The organism is Bacteroides sp. LFL-34, assembly GCF_027257075.1.
Classification (GTDB): domain Bacteria; phylum Bacteroidota; class Bacteroidia; order Bacteroidales; family Bacteroidaceae; genus Bacteroides; species Bacteroides ovatus.
Genome location: NZ_JAPQKZ010000007.1, coordinates 1 through 19561, shown reverse-complemented (window position 1 = coordinate 19561; position 19561 = coordinate 1). Strand labels below are relative to the sequence as shown.

At 41.3% G+C, this 19561-nt stretch carries 12 protein-coding genes; 9 read left to right on the top strand and 3 right to left on the bottom strand.

Going from position 1 to position 19561, the window contains the following annotated elements; genetic code table 11:
- Positions 1 to 45 precede the first annotated feature (45 nt).
- Positions 46 to 1560, bottom strand: a complete 1515-nt coding sequence (locus N5O98_RS05640; protein ID WP_008774540.1) for an SLC13 family permease — start codon at positions 1558 to 1560, stop codon at positions 46 to 48.
- A 188-nt stretch (positions 1561 to 1748) separates the two neighbouring features.
- Between N5O98_RS05640 and N5O98_RS05635 the strand changes: the two genes are divergently transcribed.
- The 9 genes from N5O98_RS05635 to N5O98_RS05595 all read left to right on the top strand — a co-directional run bounded on the left by N5O98_RS05635 (position 1749) and on the right by N5O98_RS05595 (position 17406).
- Positions 1749 to 2339: an RNA polymerase sigma-70 factor gene (locus tag N5O98_RS05635; protein WP_004307060.1), complete on the top strand. Its 591-nt coding sequence runs from the start codon at positions 1749 to 1751 to the stop codon at positions 2337 to 2339.
- 71 nt (positions 2340 to 2410) lie between these two features.
- A complete protein-coding gene (locus N5O98_RS05630) occupies positions 2411 to 3424 on the top strand; it encodes a FecR family protein (protein WP_004307061.1) in 1014 nt (337 codons plus the stop codon).
- Positions 3425 to 3691: 267 nt separating this feature from the next.
- On the top strand, positions 3692 to 7057 hold the full coding sequence (locus N5O98_RS05625) for a SusC/RagA family TonB-linked outer membrane protein (RefSeq protein ID WP_118161264.1): 3366 nt from the start codon (positions 3692 to 3694) through the stop codon (positions 7055 to 7057).
- A 10-nt stretch (positions 7058 to 7067) separates the two neighbouring features.
- Entirely contained in the window at positions 7068 to 8723 is a 1656-nt protein-coding gene (locus tag N5O98_RS05620; protein WP_061448173.1) for a RagB/SusD family nutrient uptake outer membrane protein, read from the top strand.
- Between the two features lie 31 nt (positions 8724 to 8754).
- Positions 8755 to 9753, top strand: coding sequence for a family 43 glycosylhydrolase (locus N5O98_RS05615; protein ID WP_004310635.1), 999 nt, complete (start codon positions 8755 to 8757; stop codon positions 9751 to 9753).
- A 26-nt stretch (positions 9754 to 9779) separates the two neighbouring features.
- Positions 9780 to 11828, top strand: coding sequence for a DUF5125 domain-containing protein (locus tag N5O98_RS05610; protein ID WP_061448172.1), 2049 nt, complete (start codon positions 9780 to 9782; stop codon positions 11826 to 11828).
- 135 nt (positions 11829 to 11963) lie between these two features.
- Positions 11964 to 14075, top strand: coding sequence for a beta-galactosidase (locus tag N5O98_RS05605; protein ID WP_008774532.1), 2112 nt, complete (start codon positions 11964 to 11966; stop codon positions 14073 to 14075).
- Between the two features lie 126 nt (positions 14076 to 14201).
- Positions 14202 to 15296: a cellulase family glycosylhydrolase gene (locus tag N5O98_RS05600; protein WP_061448171.1), complete on the top strand. Its 1095-nt coding sequence runs from the start codon at positions 14202 to 14204 to the stop codon at positions 15294 to 15296.
- Between the two features lie 115 nt (positions 15297 to 15411).
- Positions 15412 to 17406, top strand: a complete 1995-nt coding sequence (locus tag N5O98_RS05595) for a glycoside hydrolase family 97 protein (RefSeq protein ID WP_061448170.1) — start codon at positions 15412 to 15414, stop codon at positions 17404 to 17406.
- Positions 17407 to 17559: 153 nt separating this feature from the next.
- Here the strand turns inward: N5O98_RS05595 and N5O98_RS05590 are convergent, their stop codons facing one another.
- Both N5O98_RS05590 and N5O98_RS05585 read right to left on the bottom strand, forming a co-directional pair.
- A complete protein-coding gene (locus N5O98_RS05590) occupies positions 17560 to 18768 on the bottom strand; it encodes a hexokinase (RefSeq protein ID WP_004307069.1) in 1209 nt (402 codons plus the stop codon).
- 553 nt (positions 18769 to 19321) lie between these two features.
- A partial coding sequence (locus tag N5O98_RS05585; RefSeq protein ID WP_442864632.1) for a transposase occupies positions 19322 to 19561 on the bottom strand: 240 nt, incomplete at its 5' end.

Below are 19561 nucleotides of genomic sequence, written 5' to 3'. Positions count from 1 at the left end.
AATGATTGCTTCTCACAGGGCTTATTTGTATGGAAAGAGTATTTTTTATAATAATTTGTTGGAGCCAAGTATGATCAACATGGTATATCCCAATATCAGTCCGATTAACCCCATGATTATTCCGACTTTTTCCATATCCTTTTGCTGAATCATGCCTGTGGCATGTGCCAATGCGTTGGGAGGAGTACTGATAGGCAATATCATTGCTAATGATGAACCGATTGCCACTCCAATCAATAAAGTCTCTACTCCACCTAAGGAAGATAGGTTCTCACGCATGCTGCTTCCTGCAATGGCTAGGATGGGGACGAGCAATGCGGCAGTAGCTGTATGTGAGATGAAATTGGCCATAGCATAACAAATAAGTCCGGAGCCGACAATCATTAATACAGGAGGCCATGTGTTGAATGGGATAGCTTCGATCATATGTTTCGCCAGTCCGGTTTCCTGTAAAGCAACGCCCAGAGCGAAGCCGCCGGCTACCATCCAAAGTACGCTCCAACTGATTTCTTCCAGATCGCGTTTGGTGATGACTCCCGTTATACAGAAAACGGCTACCGGAATCATAGCTACTACATTAGAATTTACTCCCGTCACCTTGTCAAACATCCAAAGTATGACTGTGATAGCAAAAGTGATATAAACCACAATGGAACGCCAGTCTTTTTTGGCTTCACCTTCAATTTGTAATTCAATATTTTTTTGTTTAAAGGGAAACAATCGTAAAAGTATGAACCAAGCGATAAACAATACAATAATAGTATAGGGTAACATAAAACTCATCCATTCTCCGAAACCGATATTCAGGTTCAGTCCCTCCGGATCATTCAGGTATTTTAAGGCAATTGCGTTGGGCGGTGTGCCGATAGGAGTTCCCATGCCACCTACATTAGCAGCTACAGGAATAGCCATAGCCAGACCGATTTTTCCTTTACCGTCTGCAGGAAGTACTTTTAATACAGGAGTTAGGAAAGTGAGCATCATGGCAGCTGTAGCCGTATTGCTGAGGAACATTGAGAATACAGCTGTAACAAGAATGAATCCTAATAGTACATAGCGTGATTGGGTTCCGAAAGGTCTTAGCATGACGCGTGCCAATAATACGTCCAATCCGCTTTTAGTTGCTGCGATGGCAAGTATGAACCCACCAATAAATAACATAATGATTGGATCGGCAAAGCAATGCATAATGGATTTATATTTGACTGTCTGTCCCAATTCTTCTGTTGAGATTCCTTGAGTAAGGAACCATAAGCTGCTGTCGGAAACGGTGAGTAACAATAAAACGACAATCAATACGGAAGTGGTCCATGCAGGGACAGCCTCGAATACCCACATAAGTGTGGCAAAAATAAAGATAGAAATAAGTCTTTGTTCTATAACGGTTAACCCTTCTATACCAAATGTGTCAATTGGGAGGAGCCATAAAATAAGGGAAAGGGTAATAGCTACGGTTAACTTTATACATCTGGCCACTGTCTGATTTTTTGCCAACCGTTTGGCTTTCTTTAAATCCTGATAAGCTTCCACTAGATGAAAGCCGTGAAAAATCTTGTACATAATACTAGTTTAAGATAAAATTAAAAAACGGTGCAAAAATAACTTTTTATTCTATATTTCGTAAATCAGTGAGAGAAGTTTTTTTATAATTTTTTTGGGTTGTGATGTCCTTGAAGATATTAATATGGATATTAGGTAGTCTGCTGCAATTTCTCTAAATTTGTGCCGTTAACTTGACTAATACATTCATGGAGCATACTGAAACTTTAATCGTGGAGCAGTTGAAGACAGGCAATGAAGATGCCTATCAATACATCTATGACCGTCACTATGCCTTGTTGTGTCATGTCGCGAATGGCTATGTAAAAGATCAATTCCTCGCGGAAACCATCGTCGGAGATACTATTTTTCATTTATGGGAGATTCGTGAAACGCTGGAGATTTCCGTTTCCATCCGTAGCTATTTGTTGAGAGCCGTCCGTAATCGTTGTATCAACTATCTTAATTCAGAATGGGAAAAGCGCGAGATTGCGTTTTCATCTCTGATGCCCGATGAGATAACAGACGATAAAATGACGATATCCGATTCGCATCCGTTGGGGACATTGCTGGAGCGTGAACTGGAAGAGGAAATATATAAAGCCATTGATAAATTGCCGAACGAATGTCGTCGCGTGTTCGATAAAAGCCGTTTTGAAGGAAAATCATACGAAGAAATTTCTCAAGAGTTAGGCATCTCTGTCAATACGGTTAAGTATCATATAAAGAATGCATTAGCATCTTTACAAACGAATCTAAGTAAATATCTGATTACTCTACTTTTATTTTTTTTCGGGTAAAAACGAAAAAAAGTCATTTTTAGACTACCCTCAATTAAAAATCTACTGTCTCCTTTATAGAACGCAGAAAAATGGAAGAAGAAAAGAAACATATTGATGAATTGATTGCAACCTATCTGACCGAAGGTTTGGACAAAAATGCTTTAGCCGAACTAAAAGCATGGATAGCTGCATCACCTGAAAATGAGGATTATTTTATTCAGCAACGGGAAGTCTGGTTCTCTGCCGTGAGCCGTGAAGCCGCGTCGAAATACAATAAAGACAAGGCATTCGATACCTTTAAGAATCGTATCGGGAGCCGGAAGCAAGTGGAGAAAGCTCCTCGCCAGGAATTCCGTTTGTCGGCGTTGTGGCGTTATGCCGCGATTATCGCAGTCATACTTGCAGTAGGATGCTTCTCATATTGGCAGGGAGGAGTGAATGTAAAAGACACTTTTGCAGATATATCCGTAGAGGCTCCTTTAGGATCAAGAACGAAACTTTATTTGCCTGATGGTACATTGGTTTGGTTGAATGCCGGTTCACGAATGACCTACTCACAAGGCTTTGGAGTAGATAACCGTAAAGTAGAATTAGAAGGTGAGGGATATTTTGAAGTCCAACGGAATGAGAAACTCCCTTTCTTTGTAAAGACTAAAGATTTGCAATTGCAGGTATTGGGAACAAAATTTAATTTCCGCGATTATCCGGAAGATCACGAAGTGGTAGTATCCTTGTTGGAAGGGAAAGTGGAATTAAATAATTTACTGAAAAAAGAGAAAGAAGCTTTCCTTGCACCCGACGAGAGAGCGATATTAAACAAAGCGAACGGATTGATGACCGTAGAAACGGTCACAGCCTCCAATGCCTCCCAATGGACGGATGGCTATCTGTTTTTTGATGAAGAACTTTTGCCGGACATCGTGAAAGAACTGGAACGTAGCTACAATGTGAATATCCACATAGCTAATGATTCATTAAATAAATTCCGGTTCTACGGAAACTTCGTCCGTCGGGAACAAAGTATTCAGGAAGTGTTGGATGCGTTGGCATCTACAGAGAAAATACAATATAAAATTGAAGAGCGCAATATAACTATCTATTAACCGGTTACCAGAGATTATAATACTATGATTGTTTAACCTTATAATTGAAGAATATGAGTAAAGGAAATAATACTGAATAGTCTTTAGTGAATGATAAGGAGAGAAAAATAAAAACCGGAAGATCTCGAACATCTTCCGGCTCCTGAATCTCTTCTTCAACAACTTTCAAACGTGAGCATGTTTTCAAAAGAGATTATGCAAAGTTAGCAAAATACATCTCTTTTAAAACGAGTTATTCAAGTTTTAATTAAATAATTTGTTTATTTTATGAATTACAGGAAGAAGGCCATATTAATGGTCGTGGCTCTCTTTTGCCTTAACATAGCAATACTAGCCCAGGCCGTTTCATTGAAAATGAATAATGTTTCAGTGAAAGAAGCAATGACGCAATTGAAGAATAAAAGCGGATATTCTTTCGTATATAAAGTGGGAGACCTGGATACTAGGAAGATTGTAAGTGTAAAGGCAAAACAATTGAATGAAGCTATCGATCAGATATTGTACGGGCAAGAAGTTGTTTATGAGGTAAAGGGCAAGAATATTATTGTCCAAAAAGGGCAAGCGCGGCAGAATACCTCTAAAGACACTAAAAAGCGTAAAGTCACAGGTACAGTGAGCGATGCCAACGGTGAACCGATCATCGGTGCTACCATCAAGGAAAAAGGAACAACCAACGGAACCGCATCTGATTTGGATGCTAAGTTCTCTCTGGAAGTGTCACCGGGAGCTGTATTGGAAGTCTCCTATATCGGTTATCAGACACAGGAAGTAAAGGTGGGCGACCGGGTATCTTTATCTGTCACCTTGGCTGAAAATCAGCAAATATTGGACGAGGTGGTAGTGGTGGGGTATGGTACAACCTCCTGTAAAAACCTGACTACTTCTATCGCTACCGTAAAAACAGAAAAGATATCCAAAGCGGCTACTAGCAATATCTCAGGAATGTTGCTGGGACGTGCTGCCGGTTTGCAGGCAACCGTTGCCAGTCCCCAGCCGGGAGGAGGTATTAATATCTCCATTCGTGGAGGTGGTACACCGATTTATGTGGTGGATGGAGTAGTTATGCCTAGCGGCTCTTTTGAAGTCGGCACGGGAAGTACGTCACTTCCTTCTTCCGTCAATCGTGCCGGACTGGCCGGATTAAACCCCAATGATATTGAATCCATTGAAATTCTGAAGGATGCTTCTGCAGCAATTTATGGTATCGGAGCAGCGGATGGTGTTATTCTGGTGACTACCAAAAAAGGAAAAGAGGGAAAACCGACCATCGTGTATGAAGGAAGCTATTCCGTGCAAAAACATTATCCTTACCTGGATGTATTGAGCGGACCCGAACTGATGAACATGGTGAATGTGTTCAGTAAAGAGAATTATTTATATGACAAAGGCCAGTATCCTTATGGAAATGCCGCTTATGACGATAAATGGACACCTATCTTTACACCGACACAAATAGCCAATGCCCCGACTACGGATTGGCTGGACAAGGTACTGAAAACAGGTGCAGTGACCAATCATAATCTGACGATTAGCGGTGGTTCGGAAAAGTTTAAATACTATCTGGGCGTTAACTACTATAAAGAAGACGCTACCGTTTATAATTCGGATATGGAGCGATACTCCCTGCGTACAAACATCACATCCCAGCTGACTAATTTCCTGAAACTGACAACAATTGTCAACTTGAATCAGAATAATTACACGAACTCTACTGTCGGCGGAGATGTCGGAAACTTAAGAGATCAGGGAGCCGGAGCACTTTTCGGAGCAATCTTCTATCCCTCTTATCTTCCCGTGTACGATGCCGAAGGACAATATAATGTATTCAGCCGGACGCCTAATCCTGTTTCCATGCATGATATTAATGATAAGTCCGAGCAAAATGGTTACTACATGAACTTCTCACTGGATGTCGATATTATCAAGAATATGCTTTCAGCCAAAGTATTGTATGGCTTGAACAAGGAAAATACCTCTCGTGATTCTTACATTCCTTCTGATATTTACTACGCATTGCAACGTAAATCCAGAGGAAACTTAGGATATGGAAAAAGGCAGCAAAGCACTCTCGAAGGTACATTGACATTCCAACATAAATTTGGAGAGTTATTAGATATGAATTTGATGGCCGGTATGGGACGTTATCTTGATAGTGGCGATGGTTCGGATATATCTTATGAAAATGCCAATGATCATATACAGGGAAGTAGCGTAGGTATGGCAGACGGTCCTTTTTATCCGACTTCCTATAAATATAAGAATGAAAAGAGGTCACAGTTTGTCAGAGGAAGTTTCGACTTATTCGGACGCTATGTAGTATCCGCTTCATTGCGCCGTGACGGTACGGATAAATTCTTTCCCAGTAAGAAATACGCCCTCTTTCCATCTGTTTCTCTTGCATGGAAAATGAATGAAGAATCATTTATAAAGAATATCTCCTGGATTAATATGTTGAAATTAAGAGCAAGTTACGGTGAAACAGGTAGCGATAACCTGGGTACAACACTATACGGTATTGTAACGACAGCCCGCGAGGATGTTCAGTTCAATAATAATTCGGTAACTTACATTCCCTACATATTGTCCGGCGCTAACTATGAAGATGTCACCTGGCAAAAGACAGTCATGAAAAATATCGGATTGGATTTTTCTATTTTTAGAGATAGAATCTGGGGTAGTGTAGACGTGTTCCGTAATGACGTAACCCATTTGTTGGGAACAGCACCGACAGAATTATTGGGAATGCACGGAACACGTCCTATCAATGGAGGACATTATAAACGTACCGGAATAGATGTGAGCCTGAACTCATTGAATCTTCAGACACATGATTTTAAATGGACCTCTCAAATTACGATGTCCCATTACAATGCAGTATGGATCGAACGTATGCCCAACTATGATTATCAGAAATATCAGAAAAGGAAAAATGAACCGATGAATGCATTCTATTATTATAAAACGACTGGTATTATCGATATGGATAAGAGTAATATGCCCGAATCTCAACGTTCATTGGGACCTGCCGCCTGTATGCCGGGTTATCCTATTGTAGAAGATAAAAATGGTGATGGAATCATTGACGTGAATGACTCTTACATGGATAACATGCTTCCTAAATTGTATTTTGGTTTTGGCAATACGTTTACATGGAAAAACTTTGATCTGGATATATTTATGTACGGACAATTAGGTGTAAAGAAATGGAATGACGCATATAGTTATAGTGCAGATGCCGGAAATCTCTCCAGGGGAGTGGATGCGCACAATGTTGGTATCTATTCTTATAACATCTGGAATACCCAGACAAACACGAACGGATATTTCCCAGGTATTGCAATCAGTAAATCAGTGGCTTTACCCGAAAATCTGGGCTTTGATTATACAAGAGAAAATGCCTCTTATATACGTGTGAGAAACATCACATTGGGATATAACCTGGGTCCCAAAGAATTATCCGTATTTAAAGGGTATATTAGGGGAATACGTGTGTTTGTCGACTTTCAGAATCCTTTGACCTTTACCAAATACAAGGGATATGACCCTGAAATCAACACTTCCTCTTCTAATTTGACTGGAGGGCAATATCCTCAAATGAGAGTTTATTCAATAGGTGCAAAATTAACCTTCTAAACTTCAAGCTATGAAATCTAACAAATTATGTCGTATGAAAAAGAAGATTTTTTTACCGATGCTTGTTTCCTTGCAACTATTATTCGGTAGTTGTGAGAATAATTTTGATCCTTATATTTATGGAGCTTTGTTGCAGGGAGAATATCCTTCTACAGAGCAGGAGTATGTTTCCTATATGATGATTTGCTACTTGCCATACACCACAGTTTGGACGTATGATATGGGTTCGGGCGGTTTGCAACATGGCATTCATATTCCGTCAGGCGGAGTGGTGCGTATGTTTGATTCTACTTCTGATATATGTGCATATGCAGCGACGGTAGGAGCGGACTGGAGACGTTTTAGTTTAGGAGATTATAGTAATTGTTTTTATTATTGGCGCGGAAATGTGGAAGATAACAGTAACCTCAACCATTTTCCGAAAACGGCTCAAATAACCCGTATGACTGAAGTGATTGGAACTTTGGAGAAAGCTCCCCTGACTGCTCTTACAGAAGAAAAAAAGAATAACCTGCTTGGAGAAGCACGTCTGTGTCGTGGATTGATGATGTACTTTCTGTTACATGTTTACGGTCCTGTACCGGTCATCCTAGACCCCGAAAAAGTAATTGATCCGGAAGCGTTATCGAATACCGTGCGTCCTTCTTTGGACGAAATGACTCAATGGATTACGGATGATTTGGAATTTGCCGCAAAGAACGCTCCCGAAACAGCTCCGGATTTGGGACGCTATACGCGTGACTATGCCCGTTTCTGCCTGATGAAACACTGTCTGAACGAGGGTGAACACATGGAAGGCTATTATCAGAGAGCGATGGATATGTATAATGAACTCAATACGGGTAAATATGATTTGTTTAAAACTGGAAGTACCCCATACGTTGACCTGTTTAAGAATGCCAATAAATTCAATAAAGAGATCATTATGGCTGTCAGTTGTAGTCCGACTGCCGATGGTAATCCGAAACATGGAAATGCGAACCCTTTCCTGATGTGGGCTTTACCTTCCGATGTGGCAAAAGAGGCTCCTTTCCCGATGGGAGGTGGATGGATGCAGGCTTTCAGTATGGACAAGAAATACTACGATGCTTTCGAAAGCAACGACGGTCGTCTGAAAACCATTGTAACCAGTTATAAGGACAAGAATGGTGTCGTTATCAACAAAGATAATCTGGGGGTGAGATGGAACGGATATATTATAAATAAATTCCCGCAGGAAACGATGACTACTTTCCAGGGTACCGATATTCCTTTGGCAAGATGGGCCGATGTATTATTGATGTATGCAGAGGCAGAAGTGCGTAAAACAGGAACTGTACCTTCCGTAGCTGCTATAAATGCGGTGAATCAGGTGAGGAAAAGAGCCGGGCTGTCGGACTTGCCGAGCGTGACAACCAATACAAAAGACGCTTTTTTAAACGCTATTCTGATAGAGCGGGGACATGAATTTTTCTATGAAGGTAATCGAAAGATTGACTTGATCCGTTTTAATAAATACGCGCAAGAAATGTATAAGGCGAAAGGCATAATGCCGACGCATCAATACATGCCGATTCCTAACTATGCAGTCGAACAGGCCATTTCTTATGGAAAAGAGCTGAAGCAGACTTGGGAACGTCCGGGTTGGGCGGAGGATAAGAGCAAAGCGCAACAAAGTATAAATTAAACCTATTAACTGAATAAAAGATATGAAACGTATGAGTTACTATATAATTGGTCTATTATTGTCTTTAATGAGTTGGTCGTGTTCGGATGATGCAGAAACAGGCAGAGAAGAAATTCCGGTGGAAACTGATGGCGGATATTTGTTCGCCCACATGACTAATGCAAATTATGGAAAGTTATATTATGCTGTTTCCCGGGATGGCATCAACTGGGAAACACTGAATAAAGGCCGGATCATCAATAGCGCTTACATTGGACATCCTGATATTTGTCAGGGACATGATGGAGCTTTCTATATGATTGCAGTCAATCCGCTGGCTTTGTGGCGTTCGGAAAATCTGGTGACATGGACATCTACCCAGTTGAATGAAATGATTTTTAATCGTAGTAATGCACAGGGATTCTATACTACCTATTATTGGGGAGCACCCAAAATGTTTTATGACAAGGATAGCGAACAGTACATTATAAGCTGGCATGCCTGCAACGACCCGGATAAGGACGATTGGGACAGTATGCGCACTCTCTATGTGTTGACAAAGGATTTCGAGACCTATACGGAACCACAGAAATTATTCAATTTTACCGGTACGGATGAGAATATGGCTATTATCGATGCTATTATCCGTAAAGTAAACGGTGTTTATTATGCGATTATGAAAGACGAACGCGATCCGGCTGTTGCTCCGGAAACAGGGAAAACAGTCCGTATTGCCACCTCTTCCAATCTGACTGGTCCCTATACCAATCCGGGAGCACCTGTCACTCCGAATGATATGATGCGTGAAGCACCTATTTTTATCGAACGGCCGAATCATAGCGGTTGGTTTATTTATGCGGAATCTTATGCAGCCAAACCTTATGGGTATCATTTGTTTCAGTCGACCTCTATGGACGGGCCATGGAAAGAACGTACTTTCTCCGGACCTAATGTAAAGGATGGTACGGACAGACCCGGCGCACGACACGGCTGTATTGTGAAGGTGAACGAAACAGTTTATCAAGCTCTGCTGAAAGCATATAAAAAATAAATGTATAATCTTAATATGACTGCATTATGAAATATTATATATATACGGTCCTTCTGTTGCTGTTAACGGCATCTTGCAGTGATGACGTACAGAAATGGGATCAATGGCCGGAATGGAAACTTGCCTCTCCTCTTTCTGTAGGAGGTCAAGTGTTGGATGAAGAGATTTACTCTAATTTTCAGGGAAAAAAGCTTCATCTGGACAAAGGACAGGAAGTCGAGTTTTCGGGGATTGACGAAATAGAATCCATTCTTTCACCGGATTACTTTGAATATGTGTCCGAAAATAAGGCCCGTTTCAAAGGAGAGACGGCTGATTATAGTGTGCTTTATGATCCTGCTAATGAGCTTTTGTACATAGAAAAAGCCGGGGCGACCTATCCGGACGGATTATGGTTCTGCGGAGCCAACTGGGGACATCCTCAAGCGAGGCTGGTTACCACAAGCGGTTGGAGTATGGACGGACCTAACAATGTGCTTTATTGTTATAAAAGTGCCGACAATGTTTTTCAACTGACTCTCTATCTGGCTAATAACTTCTCATTTAAGTTTTTCAAGCATAGAGGCTGGGGAGAGGGAGACAATGAGATCACTACTCTTCCCGAAGATAATATCACTCTAACTACCCCTTTCTTGGTTGCCGGAAAGACGGGAGGAGATTTTATTCCGGGACCGCTGTTCCAACCCGGAGTTTATCTTATCACGCTCGATTTGAACAATAACACTTGTGCTTTTGAAGCGAAAGATGAGAATATTCAAGAACAATCTTTCCTAGTTAACGGTCAGGAAATGGGTATATTAGAAGAGGCTTCATCTTTTCTGGGCATTGCTTTGGAACTTCATAAAGGTGATGAAGTGACTTTCAGCAATTTTGGTGATGTGAGAAAGATGCTTCAACCGGATTTCTTTGAAAACATAACAAAAGATAAAGCTACATTTATAGGAGTAGACGGAAACTATAAATTGTATTATGATCCGATAAACAAACTGACATATCTGGAAAACCGCTCGGTAAATTATCCGGATGGGTTATGGGTTTGCGGATCCAGTTTCGGACATCCTCAAGCCGGACGGGTGACTGTCGGTGCATGGACTTTCAACTTGCCGAGTGATGCATTCCAGTGTGTGAAGGTAGCAGACAATATTTTTGAAACCACCCTTTATCTGGTTAAAGATTTCCAGTTTAAATTCTACAAACAACGTCCTTGGGGAGGTGAACTGGCTAGTACTATTGTCAATACGCAACCTGTTAATTTATTGGGTAAGGGATGGTATTACAGTGATCCGGTAACAGGTGGCACTGGTGGCGGACATTTTACCGGTGATTTTGTAGCCGGACCGGATTTCACACCGGGAGTATATCGTGTCCGGATAGATTTGAATAAGAATATATGTATGTTTATTGATAAGGTGGATGAAGGACAACTTGGACCGGAATCTTATAAAATAAATGGTACGGAACTGACTCAATCTACTAATCCAAGCTATACCGCTGTAGAGTTAAACCTCACGAAAGGACAAGTGGTCGATTTCGAAGGATTTAGTTATCTGGACTATATGCTTCAACCGGAATACTTTACGAATGAAAATGGACAATATAAGTTTAACGCTCCGGACGGTAAGTATCGGATTTCATATAATAAGGATAGAGAACTTATATATGTAGAGAAAACGACCGATACGGAATTCCCGGAAACAGTATGGATAACTGGAGCTGCCTTCGGCCATCCTAGAATCAGCGGACTCCTTCCCGATGACATTGGAAATTGGGGATGGGATAATCCAAAAGACTTTATTTGTTGTGTGAAGACCGGAGATCGTGTATATGAAACTAACCTCCTTCTGAACAACGATTTCATGTTCAGATTTTATAAAAGAAAAGGTTGGAATAATGAAATTACTTCGTTTGATGTGACCATCGTATCTGAAGGTGATTTAATAGCCCGGGGCGGTTATTGGGATGGAGATCAATGGAAGGAAACAGAGAACTTTGGACCGGGAAATAATTTCAGAGCCGGTATATATCATGTCAAACTGGATATGAATACAAATACCTGTACGTTTACAAAGAGATAATAGTCTGACATAGGTATTAGTGTTACATAAGATAAAGAGGCCGGGTTTCACCGAAACACGACCTCTTTATACAAATAGCAATGTGGCTTTTTCTTTCAGAAATGTCTTATTATATAGATTCTAAAAATAATATTCATGAAGAATTTCCTATTTGTCTTAACTTTATTGTTTTCATTATCATCCTTTTCCCAGTCTCCGGTCGATAAGTCTTTTCCTCCGGAAGAGTTGTTTGCTTTGGGCTCTTACTATTATCCCGAGCAATGGGATTCCTCCCAATGGGAGCGTGATTTGAAGAAAATGTCGGAAATGGGCATCAAATTCACCCATTTTGCAGAGTTCGCCTGGTCTATGATGGAACCGGAAGAGGGAGAATATCATTTTGAATGGCTGGATCGTGCAGTCTCTCTGGCGGAGAAGTATGGTCTGAAAGTAATCATGTGTACACCTACCCCCACGCCTCCCGTCTGGCTGTCGAAAAAATATTCCGACATACTGATTCAACGGGATAATGGAGTGACTATTCAACACGGACGACGTCAGCACGCTTCCTGGAGTAGCGATCGCTACCGTCATTATGTAGAAAATATCGTTTCCCGCCTGGCAATACATTATGGCAATAATCCCACTGTTATCGGCTGGCAGATTGACAATGAACCGGGACACTACGGGGTGGTAGATTACAGTGAAAATGCACAAGCCAAATTCCGTATCTGGTTACAGAAGAAATACGGCACTATTGACAAACTGAATGATACCTGGGGTGCCTCTTTCTGGAGTGAAACCTATCAGAACTTCGAGCAGGTTCGCCTTCCCAACCAGCAGGAAGTACCTGATAAGGCCAATCCTCACGCCATGCTCGATTTGAACCGCTTTATGGCGGATGAACTGGCAGGCTTTGTCAATATGCAGGCAGACATCCTTCGGCGGCATATCCACAAAGACCAATGGATCACTACCAACCTGATACCTATTTTCAATCCGGTCGATCCGGTACGGATCGATCATCCGGACTTCCTGACCTACACCCGCTATCTGGTGACCGGACATAATCAGGGAATAGGCAGCCAGGGTTTCCGGATGGGTATTCCGGAAGATCTCGGTTTCTCAAACGACCAGTTCCGTAATCGCGTAGGTAAAGCCTTTGGAGTTATGGAACTCCAACCCGGGCAGGTGAACTGGGGAGTGTATAACCCCCAACCTTTACCCGGTGCCATCCGTATGTGGGTGTATCACGTCTTTGCAGGTGGTGGGAAATTCGTATGCAATTACCGTTTCCGTCAACCTCTGAAAGGCAGTGAGCAATATCATTACGGTATGATAATGACTGATGGAGTAACTCTTTCTCCGGGCGGTGAAGAATATGTACGCATTACGCAGGAGATGAAAAAACTGCGTGCCGCCTACGATAAGAAAAATCGTATGCCCGGTCAACTGGCCTCCCGGCGTATTGGTTTACTTTTCGATATGAGTAATTATTGGGAAATGGAGTTTCAGCGGCAGACGGATCAATGGCGGACGATGGCTCACGTGCATAAATATTACAATCTGCTAAAATCTTTTGCAGCTCCGGTAGACGTGATTTCGGAGAAAGAGGATTTTTCCGGTTATCCTTTCTTGATAGCTCCTGCCTATCAGTTGCTTGACAACAAGCTGGTGGAACGTTGGACTGAATATGTGAAGAAGGGAGGACATCTGATCCTGACTTGCCGTACCGGTCAGAAAGACCGTGACGCCAAACTGTGGGAGGCTCCTTTGGCTGCTCCGATTCATCAACTAGCCGGAATAAATAGCCTGTATTATGACCATCTGCCCCACAATCTGTACGGAAAGATCGATTTCGAGGGTAAGGAATTTGCCTGGAATAATTGGGGAGACGTACTGACACCGGCTGCCGGAACAGATGTGTGGGCTGTCTATACAGACCAGTTCTATAAGGGAGCTGCTTCCGTGATACACCGCAAACTGGGTAAAGGAACGGTCACTTATATCGGAACGGATACCGATGACGGCAAACTAGAAAAAGAGGTAGTGCGTCGTGTATATACGGAAGCAGGAGTATCGACCGAAGATCTGCCGTACGGAGTAGTGAAAGAATGGCGCGACGGTTTTTACATCGCTTTAAATTATACATCGGACGTTCAGGAAATAGCCATTCTCGACAAGGCGGAGATACTGATCGGCAGTGCACGCCTCGAAGCTGCGGGAGTAGTGGTGTGGAAAGAAAAATCAGACAACAGGCATAAATAATCAGCTAACAGGAAAAATGAAGATAAAGAATTTGGTCTTTTATACCCTTTACGGGTTTACTCTCTTTGTTTGATCTTAAGATAAAAAATGAACAAATAGATTTATATATTAATCAATTGAAATAGCATGAAAAATAAATGGTGTGTTAATGTTGTGTTTTTATTCTTTTTTGGGATATGTGTATGCGCCTGTACACAGGATTCTAATTCTTCAAACAACAGCCGTTGGTCGGAAGAGAAGATACAGGAATGGTATGACAATCAGCCTTGGTTGGTAGGTTGCAATTATATTCCGGCAACGGCAATCAATCAGATAGAAATGTGGAGTGCGGTTACTTTCGATTCTGAGCAGATAGACAAAGAACTTTCATGGGCACATGAACTGGGCTTTAATACCTTACGCGTTTTCTTGAGCAGTGTTGTATGGCAAAATGATGCAACAGGAATGAAAAAACGTGTGGATGAATTCTTGAATATTTGTCGGAAGTATTCAATCCGTCCTATGTTTGTGTTCTTTGATGATTGTTGGAATCCAGAGTCGGCTTATGGCAAACAACCGGAGCCGAAGCCGGGAGTTCATAATTCCGGATGGGTACAGGACCCTTCATGCAGCTTGCGCAAGGATACGCTGACTTTGTATCCTTTTCTACAAGAGTATATCAAAGATATTGTACGCACTTACGCTCATGATGATCGGATATTGATGTGGGATTTGTATAATGAACCCGGAAATAGTAAACACGAGGAAACCTCTTTGTCTTTATTGACCAATGTTTTTCGCTGGGTACGCGACTGTAAACCGTCACAACCGATTACTGCCGGTATCTGGGACTATAATTCTTCCCGCAAGAATGTTCTGAATGCATTTATGCTGAATCATTCGGACATTATCTCTTATCATAATTACGATAATGAGGCACGGCATGCCGAGTGCATCAAATTTCTAAAGATGCTTAACCGTCCGTTGATCTGTACCGAATATATGGCCCGCCGCAATGACAGCCGTTTTTGCAATGTTCTTCCTCTGATGAAAAAAGAAAAGACCGGAGCTATTAATTGGGGATTTGTTGCAGGAAAGACAAATACTATTTTTGCCTGGGATGAAGTGATTCCGTCGGGAGAAGAGCCGGAGTTATGGTTCCATGATATTTATCGTTCTAACGGAGTACCTTTTCAACAGGAAGAAGTCGATTGCATAAAATCTCAGACAGGAAAAAGATAGAATCCCGTATTCATTTTTCATTTCTGTTTTTTAGTTTTCATATAGGTTACTACCATATATTATTTTATTTTTGCATCATTCTTCTTATGATTTGATAACTACTATAATTAAAACCATGAAAAAACTGAAGATTTTATTATTTCTATGTGTTGTCGCATGTACGCTTACGGTACAAGCACAAAAACAATTTACCTTGAATTCTCCGGATGGGAAACTCCAAACAACTATTACCGTCGGTGATAAGTTGACTTATGACATCCATTGTGACGGACGTCAGATACTGGCTTCTTCTCCAATTTCAATGACATTGGAGAATGGAGAAGTTTGGGGAGAGAAAGCAAAGTTGGCCGGCACTTCCGGGAAAAAAGTAGATCAGATGATTCCTTCTCCTTTCTATCGCGCCAACGAACTAAGAGATTACTATAATGAACTGACTCTCCGGTTTAAGAAAGATTGGAACGTAGAGTTTCGTGCTTACAATGATGGTATTGCATATCGCTTTGTCAGCCGGTCGAAGAAACCTTTCAATGTAGTGGATGAAACTGTAGATTACCGTTTCCCGTCCGATATGGTAGCCTCTGTTCCGTATGTAAAAGCGGGGAAAGATGGTGATTACGAATCCCAATATTTCAATTCTTTCGAGAACACTTATACTACTGATCGATTATCGAAACTGAATAAAAAACGTTTGATGTTTCTGCCGTTAGTAGTGGATGCTGGTGAAGGTGTCAAGATTTGTATCACAGAATCCGGTTTGGAGAATTATCCCGGTCTCTATTTATCTGCTGCTGAAGGGGAAAAACGGTTGACGGGTCAATTCGCTCCTTATCCCAAGAAGACGGTGCAGGGCGGACACAATCAACTTCAGATGTTGGTGAAAGAGCGTGAAGCTTACATTGCCAAAGTAGATAACCCCCGAAGTTTTCCATGGCGAATGAGCATTGTTACCACTTCCGATAAAGATTTGGCGGCAAGCAACTTGAGCTATTTGTTGGCTGCTCCTTCCCGTCTGACGGATATTTCATGGATCAAGCCCGGTAAAGTGGCATGGGATTGGTGGAATAACTGGAACTTGGATGGCGTTGATTTTATCACCGGAGTAAATAATCCGACTTATAAAGCATATATTGATTTCGCTTCTGCAAACGGAATAGAATATGTAATCCTTGATGAAGGTTGGGCAGTCAACCTGCAGGCGGATTTGATGCAAGTAGTGAAAGATATTAATCTGAAAGAACTGGTAGATTATGCAGCTTCCAAAAATGTAGGTATCATTCTTTGGGCTGGTTATTATGCCTTCGATCGTGATATGGAGAACGTTTGCCGTTATTTTGCCGACATGGGAGTCAAAGGCTTTAAGGTCGATTTTATGGATCGTGACGATCAGTATATGACAGCATTCAATTATCGGGCTGCCGAAACGTGTGCTAAATATAAATTGATTCTCGATTTGCATGGAACGCATAAACCGGCCGGCTTGAATCGTACCTATCCGAATGTGTTGAACTTTGAAGGGGTTAATGGCTTGGAACAGATGAAATGGAGTCCGGCTTCGGTCGATCAGGTGAAGTATGACGTACTGTTGCCTTTCACCCGTCAGGTTTCTGGTCCGATGGATTACACCCAAGGCGCGATGCGTAATGCTTCGAAAGGTAACTATTATCCTTGTAACTCGGAACCTATGAGCCAGGGAACTCGCTGTCGCCAACTTGCTCTGTATGTGGTATTCGAGTCTCCTTTCAATATGCTGTGCGATGCGCCAAGCAACTATATGCGCGAACCGGAATCGACCGAATTTATTGCCAATATTCCGACCGTATGGGATGAAAGTATCGTGCTTGATGGTAAAATGGGAGAGTACATCGTAACGGCACGCCGGGCAGGAAATGTCTGGTATGTAGGTGGAATTACCGATTGGACGGCACGTGACATTGAAGTCGATTGTTCCTTCTTGGGCGACAAGACATACGATGCTACATTATTTAAAGATGGAGTGAATGCCCACCGGGTTGGACGTGATTATAAATGTGAATCTTTCCGGATAAAGAATGACAGTAAGTTGAAGATTCATTTGGCACCCGGAGGCGGTTTTGCACTGAAGATCAAATAATAGCTACTTTAGGTTCTATATTCTATCTAAATATTGAACCGGATTTGATAAGTTTGAAATAGGTTCGATGCTGTTCAGTAAATTTGATACAGCATCGAATTTTTATGAACAGGTTGATTGAAGACCTGCCATGCAATGACAAATTAGAACGTGTCAGGATAATGCCGCAATACCTGTTCCTATCAGATTGGCATTATTCATACTTTTTATGTCGATCTCTACGTCTTCCAAACCAAATAAACTGAAGAGTTCCCGTAATTTCTCCATGACAATCATATTATAGTTTTTATCTTTTCTGTTCTTGCTCCAGAAAAGACTTCCTTCGGCAACCAGGCAAATTCTCCTTATCTCCTTATTGTATGACTTTAGCAACATGATAAGCCCTGTAAGTGAAGCTGCAACCAATTGCGCTGATCTGCCATATATCCACTGTGCTACCTGCACATACACTTCTTTATAAATATCGGGATAGTTCATGATAGAGGTAAGCTTTTGTGCATCGAATTTTTCTTCAAATTCTTCCAGAGGGAAAGTCGCTTTTAGAATGTCTCCCAAGTACATGCCGGATACAGCTTTCTCGAAACGTTGTCTTCCCGGATTGTCGGAGATTACATCTACCGTATTATCTACTGCGGTGAGGAATGGTGGATGGAAGTTCCCTGACTCCAGATTAACGGGAATCAAGCCATCAACCTTATGTGACGGACTTAACTTCTTAATTTTGTCAGCCGGAATAAAAGTAGCCATATTGGTACCTGTTCCCACAATCAGACCTATATATGCATCGTAACTGCTGTCGGTAAGTCCTGCGAATAAACTGGCTACGGTGTCATTAAGTACTTTTATATTCGTAAACTTGATTTTATTTCTTTCGTTTAGATAATCCAATAAAGGCTTCCCTACCACTTCTCCGATCATCTCTTTTATGTCAACTCCTTTTGTCCAGCGTAAGAGTTTTGCATCTCCGCTTGGCACAGACTCTGTCGGATAAGAAAAGCAATATCCGATTGGCATTTCTTTTTCCCGTTTTATTCCGGTAATCATGTCTGCCAATTCTTTGAATAATTCCTCGCGGGTATAGCCGGGAGATTTCATAACCGACATGTCTTTCTTCCAACCATTGTTGGGGTGAATAGTTGGAGGAACTTTACTGAAGTCAACGATTGCCACCCGATAATTGGTTCCTCCCAAATCAAGCACTAACGATTTACCATTAATACTACTTGCTTTCGGAGTGATAAAAGTTGGAATGCATTGTATCTCTGCATTTTCAGTGTTCAATCCCTCTTCTACTTTTGCTTTGAATGAACGGGCAATTTCTTTGAGTTGCTCATTATCTAACTGAAAAATATTCTTCTCCATGATATTGACTTTTATTGTGTATACTATGATATATATGAATAACAACTGAAAAGGAATTTTGCTCGGTCGGTATACGGTATATGGATTCGGCCGGATTCCTGATTTATCTCTTTCTTTTTTGCTCTTTCCTAAAAAATAACCTTTCGTTGAATTCAAGTTCTCCTGCAAATGATTTTTCATTTTCATTTCTCATGTTCTCATAAGTTGTATGGTATTTGTTTGTAAATCAATAATATAATGCTATGAAAAATAAACTGTAAAGTGGTATTTCTCATAGTATTTCCATCATTTATCCTTAAAAAAGCTGCATTTCTCATCGGTTTCAACTCATTTTTCCTCTTATTCTCATACTCCTTTTATCTGTTTTGCTTATTTCTCATGCATGATGGCTGCAGCTTTTCCCGAACTCTCGCCGGACTTACGATTATTCCTTTCCTTATGTTGTTTATTAATCAACTTCCTATTGTTTACTGCTTTCCTGTGTATCATTCACCTTATATCTTACTGTTTTCCCTTACTCATTGCCATTTCTTCCTGCTACAGGGCAGACGCATTAAAAATTATTTTCCTGTAAAAGTTGTGACAAATATTTTTCATCCCATCCGGCTTTTAGTCTTTTCAGATTCATGCTTCCTTTTGTTGTTTTTTCATTCTTTAGTATGGTAAGTGCCATCTTTGTTGCCACCGAAAAGTTTCTGGCTGCATTTTTCACCTTTTTACTGTAGTCTTCTCGAAAGGTAACATCCAGTTGCCAATGAAGATTATTTTCAATAGACCAATGCTGCCTGATGGC